The organism is Duganella sp. 1411 (assembly GCF_017833525.1).
In the GTDB taxonomy this organism is placed as follows: domain Bacteria; phylum Pseudomonadota; class Gammaproteobacteria; order Burkholderiales; family Burkholderiaceae_D; genus Rugamonas.
This window is the reverse complement of the sequence record NZ_JAFICD010000001.1, coordinates 822042-840992: the sequence shown is the minus strand read 5'-3', so window position 1 is coordinate 840992 and position 18951 is coordinate 822042. Positions and strand designations below refer to the sequence as shown.

The 18951-nt window shown below is 64.2% G+C and carries 22 protein-coding genes; 16 read left to right on the top strand and 6 right to left on the bottom strand.

The window, feature by feature from the left end; genetic code table 11:
- Positions 1-6: 6 nt before the first annotated feature.
- The 4 genes from JOD97_RS03285 to JOD97_RS03270 all read left to right on the top strand — a co-directional run bounded on the left by JOD97_RS03285 (position 7) and on the right by JOD97_RS03270 (position 4135).
- A complete protein-coding gene (locus JOD97_RS03285; RefSeq protein WP_209713241.1) occupies positions 7-2340 on the top strand; it encodes a GH92 family glycosyl hydrolase in 2334 nt (777 codons plus the stop codon).
- Positions 2341-2485: 145 nt separating this feature from the next.
- Positions 2486-2908, top strand: a complete 423-nt coding sequence (locus JOD97_RS03280; protein WP_209713240.1) for a hypothetical protein — start codon at positions 2486-2488, stop codon at positions 2906-2908.
- Positions 2909-3159: 251 nt separating this feature from the next.
- Positions 3160-3585, top strand: coding sequence for a hypothetical protein (locus tag JOD97_RS03275; RefSeq protein WP_209713238.1), 426 nt, complete (start codon positions 3160-3162; stop codon positions 3583-3585).
- 76 nt (positions 3586-3661) lie between these two features.
- On the top strand, positions 3662-4135 hold the full coding sequence (locus JOD97_RS03270) for a hypothetical protein (RefSeq protein WP_209713236.1): 474 nt from the start codon (positions 3662-3664) through the stop codon (positions 4133-4135).
- A gap of 15 nt (positions 4136-4150) precedes the next feature.
- Here the strand turns inward: JOD97_RS03270 and JOD97_RS03265 are convergent, their stop codons facing one another.
- Together JOD97_RS03265 and ppk2 are read right to left on the bottom strand one after the other, a co-directional pair.
- Positions 4151-4531, bottom strand: coding sequence for a glyoxalase superfamily protein (locus JOD97_RS03265; protein ID WP_209713234.1), 381 nt, complete (start codon positions 4529-4531; stop codon positions 4151-4153).
- A gap of 30 nt (positions 4532-4561) precedes the next feature.
- On the bottom strand, positions 4562-5407 hold the full coding sequence (ppk2, locus tag JOD97_RS03260) for a polyphosphate kinase 2 (protein ID WP_373999827.1): 846 nt from the start codon (positions 5405-5407) through the stop codon (positions 4562-4564).
- Between the two features lie 296 nt (positions 5408-5703).
- Between ppk2 and JOD97_RS03255 the strand changes: the two genes are divergently transcribed.
- Positions 5704-6123: a hypothetical protein gene (locus JOD97_RS03255; RefSeq protein ID WP_209713232.1), complete on the top strand. Its 420-nt coding sequence runs from the start codon at positions 5704-5706 to the stop codon at positions 6121-6123.
- 62 nt (positions 6124-6185) lie between these two features.
- On the opposite strand, the gene JOD97_RS03250 is transcribed toward JOD97_RS03255, so the two are convergent.
- Both JOD97_RS03250 and JOD97_RS03245 read right to left on the bottom strand, forming a co-directional pair.
- Positions 6186-7166, bottom strand: coding sequence for a 2-dehydropantoate 2-reductase (locus JOD97_RS03250; protein WP_209713230.1), 981 nt, complete (start codon positions 7164-7166; stop codon positions 6186-6188).
- Between the two features lie 88 nt (positions 7167-7254).
- On the bottom strand, positions 7255-8604 hold the full coding sequence (locus tag JOD97_RS03245) for an MFS transporter (RefSeq protein WP_209713228.1): 1350 nt from the start codon (positions 8602-8604) through the stop codon (positions 7255-7257).
- A 135-nt stretch (positions 8605-8739) separates the two neighbouring features.
- Between JOD97_RS03245 and cyoA the strand changes: the two genes are divergently transcribed.
- The 8 genes from cyoA to thpR all read left to right on the top strand — a co-directional run bounded on the left by cyoA (position 8740) and on the right by thpR (position 16279).
- Positions 8740-9732, top strand: a complete 993-nt coding sequence (gene cyoA / locus JOD97_RS03240) for a ubiquinol oxidase subunit II (RefSeq protein WP_209713226.1) — start codon at positions 8740-8742, stop codon at positions 9730-9732.
- Positions 9729-11741, top strand: coding sequence for a cytochrome o ubiquinol oxidase subunit I (cyoB, locus tag JOD97_RS03235; protein ID WP_373999774.1), 2013 nt, complete (start codon positions 9729-9731; stop codon positions 11739-11741). Before cyoA ends, cyoB begins: the two co-directional genes overlap by 4 nt.
- On the top strand, positions 11734-12363 hold the full coding sequence (gene cyoC, locus JOD97_RS03230; RefSeq protein ID WP_209713222.1) for a cytochrome o ubiquinol oxidase subunit III: 630 nt from the start codon (positions 11734-11736) through the stop codon (positions 12361-12363). The genes cyoB and cyoC overlap by 8 nt, the downstream gene beginning before the upstream one ends.
- A complete protein-coding gene (cyoD, locus tag JOD97_RS03225; protein WP_209713220.1) occupies positions 12360-12767 on the top strand; it encodes a cytochrome o ubiquinol oxidase subunit IV in 408 nt (135 codons plus the stop codon). The genes cyoC and cyoD overlap by 4 nt, the downstream gene beginning before the upstream one ends.
- On the top strand, positions 12764-13549 hold the full coding sequence (locus tag JOD97_RS03220) for an SURF1 family protein (protein ID WP_209713218.1): 786 nt from the start codon (positions 12764-12766) through the stop codon (positions 13547-13549). The genes cyoD and JOD97_RS03220 overlap by 4 nt, the downstream gene beginning before the upstream one ends.
- 219 nt (positions 13550-13768) lie before the next feature.
- Positions 13769-15145 (top strand): ATP-binding protein, encoded by a 1377-nt coding sequence (locus JOD97_RS03215; protein ID WP_209713216.1) that lies wholly within the window; start codon positions 13769-13771, stop codon positions 15143-15145.
- Positions 15135-15671, top strand: a complete 537-nt coding sequence (locus JOD97_RS03210) for a response regulator transcription factor (protein WP_209713214.1) — start codon at positions 15135-15137, stop codon at positions 15669-15671. Before JOD97_RS03215 ends, JOD97_RS03210 begins: the two co-directional genes overlap by 11 nt.
- A gap of 17 nt (positions 15672-15688) precedes the next feature.
- Positions 15689-16279, top strand: coding sequence for an RNA 2',3'-cyclic phosphodiesterase (thpR, locus tag JOD97_RS03205; RefSeq protein ID WP_209713211.1), 591 nt, complete (start codon positions 15689-15691; stop codon positions 16277-16279).
- On the opposite strand, the gene JOD97_RS03200 is transcribed toward thpR, so the two are convergent.
- Positions 16272-16643, bottom strand: coding sequence for a DNA-binding transcriptional regulator (locus tag JOD97_RS03200; protein WP_229264167.1), 372 nt, complete (start codon positions 16641-16643; stop codon positions 16272-16274). The two genes, thpR and JOD97_RS03200, sit on opposite strands and share 8 nt — an antisense overlap.
- A 76-nt stretch (positions 16644-16719) precedes the next feature.
- Here JOD97_RS03200 and JOD97_RS03195 point away from each other — a divergent pair, with 76 nt between their 5' ends.
- The 3 genes from JOD97_RS03195 (at position 16720) to JOD97_RS03185 (ending at position 18507) form a co-directional block, all read left to right on the top strand.
- The gene (locus JOD97_RS03195; protein WP_209713209.1) at positions 16720-16941 is read left to right on the top strand and encodes a hypothetical protein; all 222 of its coding nucleotides are present in this window, start codon (positions 16720-16722) and stop codon (positions 16939-16941) included.
- A gap of 1 nt (position 16942) precedes the next feature.
- Positions 16943-17233: a type II toxin-antitoxin system RelE/ParE family toxin gene (locus JOD97_RS03190; RefSeq protein WP_209713207.1), complete on the top strand. Its 291-nt coding sequence runs from the start codon at positions 16943-16945 to the stop codon at positions 17231-17233.
- A 125-nt stretch (positions 17234-17358) separates the two neighbouring features.
- Positions 17359-18507 (top strand): putative peptide maturation dehydrogenase, encoded by a 1149-nt coding sequence (locus JOD97_RS03185; protein ID WP_209713205.1) that lies wholly within the window; start codon positions 17359-17361, stop codon positions 18505-18507.
- Positions 18508-18610: 103 nt separating this feature from the next.
- On the opposite strand, the gene JOD97_RS03180 is transcribed toward JOD97_RS03185, so the two are convergent.
- A complete protein-coding gene (locus JOD97_RS03180) occupies positions 18611-18865 on the bottom strand; it encodes an NHLP-related RiPP peptide (protein ID WP_209713203.1) in 255 nt (84 codons plus the stop codon).
- Between the last annotated feature and the right edge of the window lie 86 nt (positions 18866-18951).

The window sequence follows — 18951 nt, the reverse complement described above, 5'->3', positions numbered from 1 at the left end:
AGCTCAATGAATACGCTGAAATACCTGCCGGCCGGCGCGCTGGCGCTGTCCATGTTGTGGCCATCGATATCGTCCGCGCAAGCGGCGCCCGGCACGCCCGCCGCCGCGGTGGACGTGTTCATCGGCACCGGCGGCGACGGCCACACCTTCCCGGGCGCGGCGCGCCCCTTCGGCATGATCCAGCTGAGTCCCGACACGCAGGTGCGGCCGTTCCGCCAGAGCTACCCGTGGGCGGCCGGCTACCGCTACGAGGACGACAGCATCCTCGGCTTCTCGCACACGCACTTTTCCGGCAGCGGCCATTCGGACCTGGGCGACGTGCTGCTGATGCCCTATAGCGGCGAGACCAAACTGGAGCCGGGCTATCCCGAGCGGCCGTTCAGCGGCTACCGCTCGCGCTTCAGCCACAAGGACGAGCGCGCGGAGCCGGGCTACTACGCCGTCAAGCTGCTCGACAACGAGGTCGACGTCGAACTGACCGCCAGCGAGCGGGTGGGCATGCACCGCTACCGCTACGCGGCGGGCGCGCCGGCCAAGGTGATCCTGGATCTGCGCGCCAGCATCTACGATTACAAGGCCAAGAACCTGTGGTCGCGGCTGCGCGTGCGCGACGACCGCCTGATCACCGGCATGCGCGAGACGCGCGGCTGGGCCGCCGGACGCCAGCTGTATTTCGCCATCGCGTTCTCGCGGCCGCTGACGGCGCGCTCGCTGCGCAATATGGAGACCGATATCGAGTACAAGGGCTTCGCCGGCCCGGGCAGCGGCCCGGAGGACAAGCCTTTCGTCGAGGGCAAGGCGCTGGTGGGCGCGCTCGAATTCGGCGTGCCGGCCGACGGCAAGCTGCTGGTGAAGGTCGCCGTTTCCGCCGTCAGCGAGGAGGGCGCGATCGCCAACCTGGCCGAGATGCCGGGCTGGGATTTCGACGCCGAGCGCGCGCAGGCCGGCGCCGCTTGGAACGAGGCGCTGGGCGCGGTGGCGATCGAGGCGGCCGCGCCGATGAAAACCATGGTCTACACGGCGCTGTACCACAGCATGCTGGCGCCCGGGCTGTTCATGGACCGCGACGGCCGCTATCGTGGGCCGGACAACGAGGTCCATCTGGCCGACGGCTTCCGCTTCCATTCGACCTTCTCGCTGTGGGACACCTACCGCGCGCTGCATCCGTTGCTGACGTTGATCCAGCCGGAGCGGCGCAACGTCGATTTCGTGCGTTCGCTGATCGCCTCGCAGCAGGCCAGCCCGTACGGCATCCTGCCGGTGTGGCAGTACCACGGCCTGGAGACGTGGTGCATGATCGGCTACCACGCGGTGCCGGTGATCGCCGACGCCTACATGAAGGGGATGAAGGGCTTCGACGCCGAGGCGGCGCTCAAGGCGATGACCAGCAGCGCCGAGTACGGGCCTTACGGCGGCCTGCGACACTATATGAAGCTGGGCTACGTGCCGATCGACCTGGAGCCGGAGGCGGCGTCGAAGACGGTCGAATACGCGTTCGACGACTGGACCATCGCGCGCATGGCGGAGAAAATGGGCAAGCGCGATGTCGCTGCCCGCTATTACCAGCGCGCGCAGAACTACCGCAACTCGTTCGACACCAAGACCGGCTTCCTGCGCGCGAAAAAGTCGGACGGCCAGTTCCGCGAGCCGTTCGATCCGGTGCGTTCCAACTTCGGCAGCGACTACACCGAGGGCAGCGCGTGGCAGTATTCGTGGTACGCGCCGCACGACAACGCCGGCTTGATCAAGATGCTGGGCGGCGATGCCGGCCTGCAAAACAAGATCGACATGATGTTCGACGCCAAGGTCGACGACAACGTCTACGCGCATATGGAGGACATCTCCGGCCTGATCGGGCACTACGCGCACGGCAACGAGCCGTCGCATCATGTGGCCTACCTGTACAACTTCGCCGGCGCGCCATGGAAAACGCAGCAGCGCCTGACGCAGGTGGTGGCCTCGCAGTACAACATCACGCCGCAGGGCCTGTCGGGCAACGACGACCTGGGGCAGATGTCGGCCTGGCTGGCCTTCACGGCGCTGGGTTTCTATCCGGTGGCGCCGGGCAGCAACGAATACGTCATCGGCCGGCCCTTCCTCGACAAGGCCGTGATGAATCTGCCCAACGGCAAGACCTTCACGATACGCGCGCAGGGCATGGGCACCGGCAACCACTACGTCGCCGGCGTCAGCTTGAACGGCAAGCCGCTGGCGCAAACCTTCCTGCGCCACGAGCAGATCATGGCGGGCGGCGAGCTGGTGTTCACGATGTCGGCGCAGCCGAACAAGGACTGGGGCAAGGGCGCCGCCGCGCGACCCTACACGCAAACGGCGTATTGATCCGCCGACGAACCGCCGTCAATGTCGATCTGATCATACTGCGTTCCGCTGGGCTGGGTAAGCTGAACTTTCTGCCATATCGGGCGGGAAGTTCTCTTCGTCACTATTGCTCGCGCTTGGTGACGACTCAACCTAGACGGAGGTCATGATGGACGAGTTTATCTACAGTCTGCTGTTGAAGGGCACGCAGGGCTTGACCCTGCTCGGCACCTTGCGCTATCGCCTGAATTTTGACACCGCCGCCGCCGGCACGCGCGACATCCACGCGCTGATGGACGAGGCGCTGCAGCATCCCAACATCGGGCTGTTCGCCTTCGGGGCGGAGGGGACGATCTCGGTGCCGCTGCTGACCGGCGCCACGCCGGTGCCCATCAGTGGTGCCGGCTTCGGCAGCGTGGCCGGCCTGCTGACCGTGCTGCTCAACAGCACCGACCAGACGCGCAGCCTCGGCCTGCAAATCAATCCGATCGACTCCACGCATATCGGCGGGGGCATGTCCTGGCACCCGGGCCAACCGGGCGCGCTGGTGTTCAGCGTGCTCGGGACGCAGCAGCCGTTCGGCATGTGAGGCGGCGACGGGCCGCCGCCGGCAATCGGGAGAAGGGCGTCGCGTGAGTGGCGCCCTTTTTTCTTGGGCATGGGCGGCGCGCGGCGCGCGGCGGCGGCGGACAACGCGCGCGGGGCGCAGCAAACATCGATCTGATCATCATGCGTGCGGATGGGGCGGCTAAGCTGGACTACTGCCTGCGTCAGGCAGGGAAGTTCCCCCTGTCACCATTGCTCGCGCGTGGTGGCCGCTCAACCCGCATGGAGGTTATGATGGATGAGATTATCTACGATCTACTGTTGAAGAGCCCGCAGGGTTTTATGCTGCTGGGCACGCTCCGCTTCCGCGTCACGGAATTCGAAGCCGCCAAAGGTACCGCCGACGTTTCCGCTTTGCTCGCCGAGTCGCTCGAGCGGCCCTTCATCAATATGGACGTGCAGCGGCTGGAAGGCTCGATCGCCGTGCAGTTCCTGAGCGGTCTGCGTCCGGTGCCGATCGAGGGCCTGGCCTTCAGCTTCGGCATGGTGCCGTTGCCATTGAACGCCTTGTTCAACAGCGCCGATCCGGCGCGCCCGCTCACCATCCAGTTCAGCTTCCTCGACGCCACGCACATCGGCGGCGGCATGATCTGGCAGGTCGGCACGGCGCGCGAACTGAAGTTCAGCCTGCTGGGCACGCAGCGCGGATTCGGCATGTAGCGGCACCGCGTCGGGCAAGCAAACTCTTCGTCACTATCGCCGCGCGCGTGGTGACCACTCAATCTGGATGGAGGTTATGATGGACGAGATTATCTACAGTCTGTTGTTGACGGGCAGGTTCGGCTTAAGCCTGCCGGGCACCTTGCGTTTCCACTTCACCGACCTGGATGCGCTCACGCGCCCGGTCGACGTCGCCGCCATGCTGGCGGCGGCGCCGCAGCCGGTCACCGTCGAAGTGGCGGTGTTCCAGCTGGAGGGCACGCTGTCGGTGCCCTTGCTGACCGGCTTGCACCCCGTGCCGCTGCAAGGCGTCGCGCTGGGCACCGCCGCCGGGCCCATCGGTGTAGTGCTGCTCAGTACGGACCCGGCGCGCCCGGCCGACGTGCGCTTCAACCTGCTCGACCTGCAGACCATCGCCGGCGGCCTGGTGTGGCGGCGCGGGCAGTTCGGCGAGCTGGTGTTGAGCTTGCTGGGCACCCAGCTTCCCTTGGGTCTGCAAGACGAGATGCTGGAACAGGACCAGGCGGCTCCGCAGGACGAGACCGCGTGATGTCCGGGGATCCGCTCAGGGACTCACTTCCGCGTCGTCGGCGGCCACGAACGTGAGCCGGTTGCCGAACGGATCTTTGATCGACATTTCACGCCCGCCCCATGGCACCGTTTCGATGCCCGGGCGGGCGTATTTATATCGCTTGTCCGCCAGCGCGGCGTGCAGCGCGTCGATGTCGGTGGTGACGATGCGCACGGCGGCGCCGGGGCTGCAGTCGCCGTGGTGTTCGCTCAGGTGCAGCGCGCAGCCATCCTTCGACACCTGCAGGTACAGCGGCATGCCCGGCTCGAAACGGTGCTCCCAGTCGACCTCCAAGCCCAGGAAATCGACGTAGAACTCGCGCGCCTTCGCTTCGTCGAATATGCGCAGGATGGGCGTGATGGTTCCGAGGGTCATGTTCGCTCCCGTTGGAGGTTGGTCGAGCCGCTAGTATATCTCGGGAACGATGATTTCGGACGGCACCGGGCGGCGCACATAGTCGTCGTGGTACTCGCGCTCGGGCAGCTGGATCGCCGGATGCTCGACTTCGACGTAGGGCATCTGCTGCAACAGGTGGTGGATGCAATTGAGCCTGGCCTTTTTCTTGTCCACGCCTTGCACCACCCACCACGGCGCCTCCGGAATGTGGGTGCGCTCGAGCATGATTTCCTTGGCCTTCGTGTATTCCTCCCAGCGCCGGCGCGACTCCAGGTCCATCGGGCTCAGCTTCCATTGCTTGAGCGGGTCGTGGATGCGGCCCAGGAAGCGCGCGTTCTGTTCCTCGTCCGAGATCGAGAACCAGTACTTGATCAGCTGGATGCCCGAACGCGCCAGCATGCGCTCGAACTCCGGCACGGTCTGGAAGAATTCCTCGTATTGCTCGTCGCTGCAGAAACCCATGACGCGCTCGACGCCGGCACGGTTGTACCAGCTGCGGTCGAACAGCACGATCTCGCCGGCGGCCGGCAGGTGCGAGGCGTAGCGCTGGAAATACCATTGCGTGCGCTCGCGGTTGTTGGGCGCGGGCAGCGCGGCGACGCGGCACACGCGCGGATTGAGGCGCTGCACGATGCGCTTGATGACGCCGCCCTTGCCGGCGGCGTCGCGGCCCTCGAACAGGATCACCACCTTGTGGCCGGTGTGGACCACCCAGTCCTGCAGCTTGACGAGCTCCGCCTGCAGGCGGAACAGTTCGCGGAAGTAATGTCGGCGCGCGGCCTTGGCCGCCTCGGTGCGCTCGGTCTCGATGACCAGCTTGGTGACCGGGTCGATTTCCCGGTCCTCCAGTTCCATCTCCAGCTCCTCGTCGTAGCTGTCGGTGAGCTCGCGGTGCACGCGCTCCAGCAATTCCTGTTCGTTCAATTTCACGCAATGCTCCTCGGTGTGGTCCGGGCACAGCTTACGCGCCGATTGTGACCAGCCGATGACGGATCAATATCGCGCAAATGTCGATCTGATCATGGCGCGGCACGCCCGGCTCGGTAAGCTGAATGTCTGGCCCGCGCTTGCGGCCGGATGTTTGCCGTTGTCATTGTTGCTGTGGCCACCGACGCGCGCCCGCGTGGGTGGCTTAACCTAAGGAGGTTATGATGGATGAGATTGTCTATAACTTGTTATTGACCAGTCCGCAGGGCTTGACGCTGCTGGGCACCTTGCGCTATCGCTACACCGATCTGGAGGCGCTGCAGACCGGCGACGTATCGGCCATCATGGAGCAGGCGCAGCAAGTGAGTACCGTCGAGTTTTCGCTGTTCAAGCTGCAGGGCACCTTGTCGGTACCGCTGCTGACCGGCTACTCGCCGGTGCCGGTCGAAGGTTTTTCGTTGGTCAGCCTGCTGGGACCGACGCTGACCAATCTGCTCAGCAGCACCGATGCGGCGCGCCGCCTCGACATGCAGTTCAACTTCATCGATAACAACCACATCGGCGGCGGCATGCTGTGGCGTCCGGGCACGCTGCGCCAAACGCCGTTCAGCATCCTGGGCACGCGTTTATCGCTGGGCATGTGAGCCGGCCCGCGCCGCACGGGGACGCCGCGCTGGCGTCCCTTTTTTGCGTCCTTTTTTCCTCCTCAGTGCGGATACAGGCCGTGCACGCGGCCGAACAGGCGCGTCAGGCCGAGCAGGGCGTCGATGTTGGGCGTCTGCAGCCCCAGCCGCTGGCCGATTTCGCGCACCGCGCCCACCAGCCCGTCCAGCTCCAGCATGCGGCCGGCGTCGGCGTCCTGCAGCATCGAGGTCTTGACCGCGCCCAGCTTGCGTGTGACCAGGTGGCGCTGTTCCGGCGTCTCGTCGATGTGGCAGCCGATACGCTCGCCGATCAGCGCCGCCTCGCGCATGGCCGCGCGGCAAAATTCGGCCACCAGCGGATCGTCGAGGATGCGGTCGGCGGTGGCGCCGGTGAGCGCCGACACCGGGTTGATCGTCATGTTGCCCCACAGTTTGTACCAGATGGCGTAGCGGATGTTGTCCGACACGGTGACGTCGAAGCCGGCGCCGCCCAGCAGCGCGCCCAACTGGCGCGCGCGCGCCGACTCGCCGCCAGCCGGCTCGCCGATGATCAGGCCGTTGCCGGCCTTGTGGGCGACCAGCCCGGGCTCCGGCGACGAGGTGTTGGCGTGCACCACGCAGCCGAGCACCTGGGCGTAGGGCAGGGCGGCGGTGATCGTGCCCTCCGGGTCGACGCTGGCCAGCGGCTGGTCGCCGATGGCCGGCACGCCCTGGCCGAACCACCACGGCACGCCGTTCATGGCCGGCAGGATCACGGTGTCGGGGCCGAGCAGCGGGCCGATCTCGCGCGCCACGGCCGCCAACCCCTGGCCCTTGACGGCGACGATGACCACGTCCTGGCGGCCCAGTTCGGCCGCCTTGTCGCTGGCGCGCGCCGGCGCCGTGGTCAGCACGTCGCCCTGGCGCAGCCGCCAGCCATGTTCCTTGAGTGAAACGAGGGCCGCGCGGCGCGCCAGCACGCTCAGATCGCATGCGGCCGCGGCCGCGAGACGGGTGCCGATGAAACCGCCAATGGCGCCGGCACCGACGATGCATACTTTCATGTTGTCTCCTCTGAAAGAAAAGGGGCCGCGATCGCGGCCCCGCCTTACTGAAGCATGGATTTATTCCATCTTATTATATTTGTTGCTGCTAGTTACGGATATCGAGCCGGCGGTTCAGGCTCAGCGCGGCCAGCGAGGCCACGGCGCCCGACAGCAGGTACAGGCCCACATACGCCAGGCCGAAGTGCGCCGACACGCCCAGCGCCACCAGCGGCGCGAAGCCGGCGCCCACCAGCCACGCCAGATCCGACGTCAACGCCGCGCCGGTGTAGCGGAAGCGCTGTTCAAAGTTGGCGGTGACGGCGCCGGCGGCCTGGCCGTATGACAGCCCCAGCAGCGAGAAGCCGAGCAGGATGAAGATGTCCTGGCCCGTTTCGCCGCCATCGATGAGCGACGGCACGGCGGCGCTGAAGACGGCGATCAGCATGGCCAGCGTGCCCAAGGTGCGGCGGCGGCCGTAGCGGTCGGCCACCAGGCCGGAAATGACGATACCGATGGTCATCAGCACGACGCCGACCATCTGCACCTGCAGGAAGCCGGACACGGCCCGTGGCGAATACAGGCTGATCCACGACAGCGGGAACACCGTCACCAGGTGGAACAGCGCGTAGCTGCCCAGCGCGGCCAGCGCGCCGATGACGACGTTGCGGCCCTGTTTGCTGATCAATTCGACAACGCTGACTGGCTCCAGCTGGCGCTCGTCGAGCAGGTGCGAGTATTCATGCGTGGTCACCAGGCGCAGGCGGGCGAACAGCGCCACCACGTTGATGGCGAAGGCCACGTAGAACGGATAGCGCCAGCCCCAGTCGAGGAAGTCCAGCGAGCTCAGGGTGGCCATCATGTAGGCGAACAGGCCGGCGGCGATAATGAAGCCGATCGGCGCGCCCAGCTGGCCCAGCATGGCGTACCAGCCGCGCTTGTGCTCGGGCGCGTTCAGCGCCAGCAGCGACGGCAGGCCGTCCCACGAGCCGCCCTGGGCGATGCCCTGGCCGACCCGCAGCAGCGACAGGATCACGATCGAGGTCGTGCCCAGGGTGGCGTAGTCCGGCAGGAAGGCGATGCCGGCGGTCGACACGCCCATCACCATCAGCGCGAGCATCAGCTTGGTTTCACGGGTGAACCGGTGTTGCACCGCCATAAATGCCACAGTGCCGAGCGGGCGGGCGATAAAGGCGAGCGAGAAAATCGCGAAGGCGTATAGTGTTCCGTCCAGGCGGCTCTCGTACGGGAAGAACACCGACGGGAACACCAGCGCCGAGGCGATCGCGTAGACGAAGAAGTCGAAGTATTCGGAGGCGCGGCCGATGACCACGCCGATGGCGATTTCGCCTGGTGAAATGTCGCCGTCGCGGGCATTGATGTTGCGGGCGCCTTGGCTGGTTTGGTGATGCTCTTGGACGCCAGCTTGGACGCCCGTTAATGTAGTCGTGTTGGCCATGGTCTCGTCTCGTATGTAAATAAATTTTTATTACGATCATGTCCCCGGACCACTAGGACAAAGTGTCCAATGGCAAGAACATTCCGTAATAGGTACAGTAGCATGTTATCCATATCCTGTAACGTAAATTACCGCATGATTCCTCCTATCGCTCGTCGTGGACTATTCCTCGTACCGCTGTTGTGGCTTGCAGGCTGCAACACGGTCGTGCTGAACCCGTCCGGAGATATCGCCGCTCAGCAGGGAAACCTTGTCATTGTTTCCACATTGTTGATGCTGTTGATTATCGTACCCGTTATGATTTTGATCTGTCTGTTCGCTTGGCGCTATAGGAGGTCAAATACCTCCGCCAAGTACGAACCGAACTGGGATCACTCGACCAAGCTCGAGTTGTTGATCTGGGGCGCGCCGCTCTTGATCATCATCGTGCTGGGCGCCATCACGTGGATCTACACCCACTTGCTGGACCCGTACCGTCCGCTGAGCCGCCTCGACGAGCACCGGCCGATCGCCGCCGGCGTCAAGCCGCTGGAAATCCAGGTCGTGGCGATGGACTGGAAGTGGATGTTCATCTATCCGGAGCAGGGCATCGCCACCGTCAACGAGCTGGTGACCCCGATCGACGTGCCGGTGCGCTTCAAGATGACCTCGTCGACGGTGATGAACGCGTTCTACATCCCCGCGCTGGCCGGGATGGTCTACACCATGCCGGGCATGGAGACGCAGCTGAACGCGGTGATGAACAAGGTGGGCGTGTACGACGGCTTCTCGTCGAACTACAGCGGCGCCGGCTTCTCGCAGATGCGCTTCAAGTACCACGGCGTGAACCAGGGCGACTTCGACGCCTGGGTCGCCAAGACCCGTGCCGGCGGCGCGCTGACCCGCGCCGAGTACGTGGCGTTGGACAAGCCGACCATCAAGCACCCGATCATGCACTTCGGTACCGTTGACAAGGGGCTGTACGACCTCGTGCTGAACCGTTGCGTCGTCGAAGGTTCGGTCTGCATGAACACCCTGATGCACCAGGACGCCACACGCATCAAGGCGGCGGCCGCAGTCAAAGCGCTGGACAAGGACGTCTGTGAGACCGACGTTGCCGCCACCGCCCAACCTATCCGTAAAGAATGACCATGTCTGAACACACCTTGACACCTCACCACCCGATCCTGGGTCGCCTGTCGTGGGAATCGATCCCGCTGAACGAGCCCATCCTGATCGGCACCTTCGCCATGGTGGCGCTGGGCGGCCTGGCCTTCCTCGCCGTCATGTTCAAATTCCGCCTGTGGGGCCCGCTGTGGAAGAACTGGATCACCAGTATCGACCACAAGCGCATCGGCATCATGTACATGGTCCTGGGCATCATCATGCTGCTGCGCGGCTTCGCCGACGCGCTGATGATGCGCGCCCAGCAAGCCATGGCCTTCGGCGACAACGCCGGCTTCCTGCCGCCGCACCACTACGACCAGGTCTTCACGGCCCACGGCACGATCATGATTTTCTTCGTGGCGATGCCGCTGGTGACCGGCCTGATGAACTACGTGGTGCCGCTGCAGATCGGCGCGCGCGACGTCTCGTTCCCGTTCCTGAACAACTTCTCGTTCTGGATGACCACCTTCGGCGGCATGCTGACGATGGTGTCGCTGTTCGTCGGCGAATTCGCCAAGACCGGCTGGCTGGCGTTCCCGCCGCTGTCGGGCATCATGGCCAGTCCCGACGTGGGGGTTGACTACTACATCTGGTCATTGCAGATCGCCGGGGTGGGCACGACCCTGTCCGGCGTCAACCTGATCGCCACCATCGTCAAGATGCGCGCGCCGGGCATGGACCTGATGAAGATGCCTGTCTTCACCTGGACCGCGCTGTGCACCAACGCCCTGATCGTGGCCACCTTCCCGATCCTGACCGTCACGCTGGCGATGCTGTCGCTGGACCGCATGGTCGGCACCAACTTCTTCACCAACGACCTCGGCGGCAACCCGATGTTGTACGTCAACCTGATCTGGATCTGGGGCCACCCGGAAGTCTACATCCTGATCCTGCCGGTGTTCGGCGTGTTCTCGGAAATCGTCTCGACCTTCAGCGCCAAGCGCCTGTTCGGCTACACCTCGATGGTGTACGCCACCGTCGTGATCACCATCCTGTCGTACCTGGTGTGGCTGCACCACTTCTTCACCATGGGTTCGGGCGCCAGCGTCAACTCGTTCTTCGGCATTACGACGATGATCATCTCGATCCCGACCGGCGCCAAGATCTTCAACTGGCTATTCACCATGTACAAGGGCCGTATCCGCTTCGACGTGCCGATGCTGTGGACCGTGGGCTTCATGCTGACCTTCGTCATCGGCGGCATGACCGGCGTGATGCTGGCGGTGCCACCGGCCGACTTCGTGCTGCACAACTCGCTGTTCCTGATCGCCCACTTCCACAACGTCATCATCGGCGGCGTGGTGTTCGGCCTGTTCGCCGGCATGAACTACTGGTTCCCGAAAGCGTTCGGCTTCAAGCTCGACGAATTCTGGGGCAAGGTTTGCTTCTGGTGCTGGCTGGTCGGCTTCTGGGTCGCGTTCACGCCGCTGTACGTGATGGGCTTCATGGGCGTCACCCGCCGCATGAACCACTTCGAGGACCCGTCGCTGCAGAAATGGTTCGTCATCGCCGCCATCGGCGCGCTGATCATCGCCGGCGGTATCGGCGCGTTCCTGATGCAGATCTATGTCAGCTGGCGCGACCGCGCCAAGCTGCGCGACGTCACCGGCGACCCATGGGGCGGCCGTACCCTGGAGTGGGCGACCTCGTCGCCACCGCCGGACTACAACTTCGCGTTCACCCCGGTGGTGCACGACAGCGACAGCTGGGCCGACATGAAGGCGCACGGCTACCAGCGTCCGACCAAGGGCTTTGTGGACATCCACATGCCGAAGAACACGGCGGCCGGCTTCATCATCTCGGCGCTGTCGTTCGTGATGGGCTTCGCCCTGGTCTGGCAGATGTGGCCGCTCGCCATCATCGGCTTCGTCGCCATGATGGCCGCCATCATCACCCACACCTTTAACTACAAGCGCGATTTCTACATCAAGGCGGAAGAAGTTGTCCGTACCGAAGAAGCGCACACTCGTTTGCTGGAAAGCCATGTCTGATATTACCGCTAACGCCGCCCTGAGCGACGACCCAAGCGCGCGCTACTATGTAGCCGACCACCACCCGGAGAACGGCACCTTGCTGGGCTTCTGGCTCTACCTGATGAGCGACTGCCTGCTGTTCGCCGGCCTGTTCGCCGCTTACGCCGTGCTCGGCCGCAATTACGCGGGCGGGCCGTCGGGCGCCGAGCTGTTCGAGTTGTCGACGATCGCCGTCAACACCGGCTTCCTGCTGATGTCGTCGATCACCTACGGCTTCGCCATGATCGCCTCGCAGCGCAAGAACCTGAAGGCCACCATCATCTGGCTGGGCGTCACCGGCCTGTTCGGCATGGCCTTCCTGTACCTGGAGATCGAAGAGTTCATGCACCTGATACACATCGGTGCCGGTCCGCAGCGCAGCGCGTTCCTGACCTCGTTCTTCGCGCTGGTCGGCACCCACGGCCTGCACGTGACCTTCGGTTCGATCTGGCTGATCACGCTGATGTTCCAGCTCGGTAAGCACGGCCTGACCGGCGAGAACAAGCGCCGCCTGATGTGCCTGTCGATGTTCTGGCACTTCCTGGACGTGATCTGGATCGGTGTCTTTACCTTTGTTTATCTGATGGGAGTTCTGCCATGAGCGCGCCACACAACCACGCCGGCCATGGCCATGGCCACGACGATCACGGCCACGGCGAAGAGGGCGCCCACGGCAGCCTGAAGGACTACGCGATCGGCTTCGTGTTGTCGGTGATCCTGACCGCGATTCCGTTCTGGCTGGTCATGGCCAAGGTGTTCGACAAGTCCAGCACCACCGCCGCGGTGATCCTGGCCTTCGCCGCCGTCCAGGTGGTGGTGCACATGGTCTACTTCCTGCACATGAACGGCAAGAGCGAAGGCGGCTGGTCGCTGCTGGCCACCCTGTTCACCCTGGTGCTGCTGGTGATCGTGTTGGCCGGTTCGATCTGGGTCATGTACCATATGAACCTGAACATGATGCCTTCGATGGGTACGGATGTGCACGACATGCACGACATGAAATGACGGCTGGCGCATCGCGCCAACGTTCCCGCGCCCTGCGCGTCATCCTGGCCCTTGTGGCCGGGGTGATGTTCGCAGGGTTTTTTGCTTTGGGAACGTGGCAAATATTCAGGTTGCAGTGGAAGCTGGCGCTGATCGAGCGGGTGGAGCAGCGCGTGCACGCGGCGCCGGTGGCGGCGCCCGGCGTCGCCGACTGGCCACGGCTGAACGCCGGGGACGACGAGTACCGGCGCGTGCGCGTCAGCGGCGTGTATCTGCCGGCGTCGAGCACGTGGACCTTGGCCTCGCTCGAACGCGGCATCGGTTATTGGGTGTTGACGCCGCTGTGCACGCCGGATGGCGGGATCGTCATGGTCAACCGGGGCTTCGTGCCGGCCGGGGATGGCGGCTGGAGTCCGCAGGCGGCGCCGCCGGCGGCGCCGGCCGAAGCCTGCGCGGCGGCTCGGGGCGGGGCGGCGGTGACGGTCACCGGTTTGCTGCGGATGAGCGAGAAGGCCAGTTCGCTGCGCGCCAACGAGCCGGCGCGCAATTACTGGTACACGCGCGATCTGCGGGCGATCGCGCAGGCGCGCGGGTTGCCGGCGGTGGCGCCGTATTATGTCGACGCCGATGTGGCCTCGGCGCAGGTTGAGCTGCCCGGCGACAGTGTGCGGCCGGTGGGCGGGCTGACGGTAATCTCCTTCGTCAACAACCATTTGGTTTATGCTGTCACCTGGTTCGCGCTGGCGCTGATGGTGGCGGGCGCGGCCTGGTGGGTCGCGCGGGATACAAGTAGGGGCGCGTAATCGGCCATGCATGCGCCGTTGGCGGCTCAACGATGGCGGATTACGCTACGCTAATCCGCCCTACGTGTTTCCGCTGCGGCTACGCGTGCAGGCCCGTGTTCCACGTAGGGCGGATTAGGCGGAACGCCGTAATCCGCCATCGTTGAGCCGCCGACGGCGCGCCCGGTGGACCGCCGCCCGACACGCCCCACGACAACCGTCATACCTGGAAAAACAACAATGGCGACAAAAAACCAGAATCCCTACGATCGCGGCCGCCCGAACGCGCCGGTGGTCGAGCCGCTGGCGGCGGTGAAAGCCTCGGCCAACACCATCACCCACGCGGCCGGCCACAAGAACATGCAACAGCTGATCCAGTTGCGCTGGATCGCCGTCATCGGCCAGATCACCACCATCGCTGCCGCCTCGCAACTGCTCGACGTCCAACTGCCGATGCCGGCCATGCTCAATGTGCTGGCTTGCCTGATCGCCTTCAACATCGCCAGCACGCTGCGCTGGCAGGAAAACCAGTTCGTCTCCAACAACGAACTGCTGCTGGCGCTGACGGTGGACGTGGCCAGCCTGACCGCGCAACTGTACCTCAGCGGCGGCGCCACCAATCCTTTCGTCTTCCTCTACCTGCTGCACGTGATCCTGGGCGCGGTGCTGCTGGAGGCCTGGTCGACCTGGACCATCGTCGCCGTCACCGGCGCCTGCATCGCCTGGTTGGCGCTGTTCTCGGAACCGCTGCGGCTGCCGCAGGACCACGAGCGCGGCATCCTCAGCCTGTACGTGCAGGGCATGCTGGTGTGCTTCATCCTCGACGCGGCGCTGCTGGTGGTGTTCATCAGCCGCATCACGCGCAACATGCGCACCACCGCCGCGCGGCTGGCCGCGCTGCACCAGCGCGCGGCCGAGGAGGAGCACATCATCCGCATGGGCCTGCTGGCGTCCGGCGCGGCGCACGAGCTGGGCACGCCGCTGGCCACCTTGGCCGTGATCCTCGGCGACTGGAAGCACATGCCCGAGTTCAAGGGCAACCCGGTGCTGCTGGAAGAGATCGCCGAGATGCAAACGCAGCTCAAGCGCTGCAAGTCCATCGTCAGCGGCATCCTGCTGTCGGCCGGCGAGACGCGCGGCGAATCGTCGGCCGCCACCACCATCAACACCTTCCTCGACGAGGTGGTGGCCGAGTGGCGCGTCGGCCGCCCGGTGGTGGCGTTCGAGTTCGAGAACCGCATCGATCCCGATTTGCCGGTGGTGTCCGATTCGACGCTCAAGCAGATGATCTGCAATGTGCTCGATAACGCGCTGGAGGCCTCGCCGCAGTGGCTGCGCATGGAGGCCAGCCGCGAGGACGACGCGCTGGTGCTGCGGGTGACCGACGCCGGTCCCGGATTCGCCGAGGCGACGCTGGCGCAATTCGGCAAACCGTATAATTCCAGTAAAGGACGGCCGGGCGGAGGGCTCGGCCTGTTCCTGGTGGTGAACGTGGCGCGCACCCTGGGCGGCGCCGTCACCGCCAGCAATCTGGAACAGGGTGGGGCGATGGTGCGTTTGACGCTGCCGTTGTCGGCCATCGAAATCAAACCGGAACCAACACATCATGACTACTGAACGTTTGCTGTTGCTGGTCGAAGACGACGCGGCCTTCGCCCGCACCCTGGGCCGTTCGTTCGAACGGCGCGGCTACAAGGTGCTGCTGGCCGAGAACGTCGACGAGACCAGTGCCATATTGGTGGACAACTCGCCCGGCTATGCCGTGGTGGACTTGAAACTGAAGGGTAACTCGTCCGGCCTGGCCTGCGTGCAGATGCTGCACCAGCACGATCCGGAGATGCTGATCGTGGTGCTGACCGGCTTCGCCAGCATCAACACGGCGGTCGAGGCGATCAAGCTGGGCGCCTGCCAGTATCTGGCCAAGCCGTCGAACACCGACGACATCGAGGCGGCGTTCGAACACGTCGCCGGCGCGGCCGAGCTGGAGCTGACCAACCGCTCGACGTCGATCAAGACGCTGGAATGGGAGCATATCCACACGGTGTTGGCGGAGACCGACTTCAATATCTCGGAGGCGGCGCGGCGGCTGGGCATGCACCGCCGCACCTTGGCGCGCAAGCTGGAAAAGCAGCGGGTCAAATAATTTTTTGGATTTAGCGCATGACACAAGCTTCATTTCCCGGTTTCGAACCCGAGCCGGAACTGACGGACCGCATATTTTTCGCCGTGATGCCGGATGGCGCGGCGATCGCCGACATCCATGCGTTGACGGCCGACTTGAAGGCGCGCCACGGCATGCGTGGCCGGCCGATCGTCGACGCGAAATTGCACGCGACCTTGTGCAACCTGGGCGACTTCCCCGGCATGCCGGCCAGCGTGGTGGCGCGCGCGCAGCAGGCGGCGGCGTCGGTGGCTGCCGTCACGCCGGCGTTCGACGTCGCCTTCGACGTCGCGCAGACCTTCGTCAACCGCGCCCGCAACCGGCCGTTCGTGCTGACCGGCGGCGACGGCGTGGTGGGTCTGGCGGCGCTTTACAAAAGTTTGGCGCAAGCGTTGCTCAAAGCCGGCATCGCCGGCAATCCGGCCAGCTACACGCCGCACGTCACGCTGCTGTATGACGATGTCACCGCCGCGCCGGAACCGGTGCCGGCGATACGGTGGCGCGTGAGAGAGCTGGTGCTGCTGCACAGCCGCATCGGCCAGAACCAGCCGTCCTATACGACTCTGGCGCGCTGGCCGCTGGCTAACTAGACGACAGTAACGCTTCTTGTACAGCCGTCGGGGCACGCTCGATGACCAGTAGATACGCTCGCGTCGGGCCCTCGGGCTGGCGCGAGCCTTGTTCCCAGTGGCGCAGCGTGTTGACACTGAAGCCGAAGCGACCGGCAAACTCTTCCTGTGTCATGTCGAGTTTGCACCTGATCGCCTTCACGTCTATCTTCTTGGGCACATGCACTTTGTAGGTGTTAGTGTCCGCAGCGCCCTCGGCAAAGACGATCGCCTCCTGGAGACCACGCCGGATACTGTCGGCAACCTTACTCATGATTTTTCCTTTTGAATGTCTCATGGTGATGAAAGTATATTCCGGTGCGCCGTCGCCTTCGTACTTGGACATCCTCTCAATCGCCCATTTTTGTTGTAAAAGGTTGCGTTTGGTGGCAGACTGAAACCAACTTTTGGGAGGTGATCATATGGCTATTGCTTTGAAGTTGTCGGATGACCTGGTTGAAATGGCGAAGCCTCATGCCGCTGCGGAGCACCGCTCTGTACCCAAGCAGATTGAATATTGGGCACGGCTGGGTAAGGCGGTCGAGGATAACCCCACCTTGCCGCTACAGTTCATCAAGGACACCTTGCTTGCCGCGCAGGAGGCCAAAGCGGGGATGCTAACTCCATACAAGTTCGGGGACTGAGGTGCTCGAAATTCTCGTCACGCCAACCTTCGCAAAGGCAGTCAAAAGGCTGCATCACAAGGAAAAGCTCGCGGTGGACAAGGCGGTAAAGGCCGTTGCTAACGATCCGTCAATTGGTGAAGAAAAAAAAGGCGATCTTGCGGGAATTTTTGTGCATAAATTCAAGCTCAACAAGCAAGAGGTTTTGCTTGCATACCAGCCTCATCCCAACAAGATCACGCCTGAGTCTGTGCTGTTGTTGAACATTGGATCGCACGAGAATTTTTACAGCGAATTGAAACGACGGAAGTAGGTACCGGCGGATCCGCGCCGCGGACGTGGAGGTTCTGGATCGCGGGCGTACAATGTGTTGGTGCCAATGCAAGGATCTCCGCGCCCACCTTGATGCGTTGGCGGCTCGTTATGAGGTGAACCATCATGCTAATCAGACGTTGCGCAGTGCTGTTCGTCGAGCCCCGCGAGAATCTCGATCTCGATTGGTCGTCGTTGTTCGCGGGCGAGGGCGCGTTGGGCGCGACGGTGCGCTGGGTCGCGCTGGCGCCCCATCTGGGCGTGGAGATCGAGATCGGCAACGACGAGATGCTGGCCCTTGGCGGCATCAGCCTGACGCTGTGGCGCGAGCGCGCCGCCTGCGAGCAGCAATCGTCGGTGGACGTGATCGCGCGCCTGCTCGCACTGGGACTGCTGGTCAGCGATGCGCCCGAAGGCGCGGCGCTGCGCGAACGCGACGAGGTGCTGCGCGCGCAGCATTGGCGGCCGTTGTCGGCCGCCGCGCACATGTTCAGCCGCTGGGGCGATATGCGGGTCGACAAGGGCATGCAGTTCCCGAGCTTCGAGGAGCTGGTCGAGTCCTATGGCACGCCGCCGGCACCGGCCATCGAACGCGCCGACGCCGGTACCGCGCTGTTGCTGCCTTCCGCCGAGCGCGCGGGCCTGGACGAGACGCTGTTCCAGCGCTACACCGGACGTAATTTCGATCCCGCCGCCATTTTGCCGCTGGCCACCGCCTCGCGCCTGCTGCAGCGCGCCTTCGGGTCGCAGGGCGAGCGTGAGATGGCGCCGGATGCCTTCGTGCTGAAAAAGCTAAGTCCTTCCGCCGGTGGGCTGCATCCGACCGAGGCTTACGTGCTGGCGCAGCGCGTGGAGGGCGTGGCGCCCGGTTTGTATCACTACCATCCGGTGCGGCACGCGCTCGAGCCGCTGGTGGCGATGGACACCGCGCAGACGGCCGAACTGGCGATGCGCATGGTGGCCGATCAGGATTGGTTTGTCGATGCGCCGATGATGGTGGTGCTGGTGGCGCGCGTTGAGCGTAACTTTTGGAAGTACCGTAATCACGCCAAGGCGTATCGCGCCTTGCTGCTCGACGCCGGGCATTTGTCGCAGACGTTTTATCTGCTGGCCACGGAAGCGGGCATGCCCGCCTTTGTGACGGCGGCCGTCAACGAGGTCGATATCGAGCGCGCCTTCGGGCTCGATCCGCTGAAGGATATGGTGGTGGCGGTCTGCGGTTGCGGCGCGGCGTCGGGGGCGCAGGATACCGTCGAGATGAGGTATGAGCCTTAGCCGCCGACGGAGCACGCATGGCGGATTACGCTGCGCTAATCCGCCCTACGTGTTTTAGATCTCTTAGATGTTTTAGATGTTCTAGATGTTTTAGCGGATGCGCTTAGCGCTGGCCCGAGAGGAAGAACGGGATTGCGCCGGCGGCGTTTTCCAGCTTGCCTTTGATGGCGTGGCGGTTGGCGGCGAGCACTTCCTTCGATGGCAGGCTGCGCAACGCCGGAATCTGGCCGGCGTCGATGCGGATGCCCAGGCCACCAAGCGCCGTTTGCGGATCGCTCAGGAAGCTCTGGCGGAAGCCGTCGTCGCCGGAGAGTTTGGACAGCAGCAGGTCGAGATCTTGCGGAGAGTGCGAGGCCATTTCGTCACCTTTCATGTCAGGGGGATAGTTGATGCGTATCAATACGCAAGTCCATCCTAGGACAAAGATTGACCGACCTCAAGGTA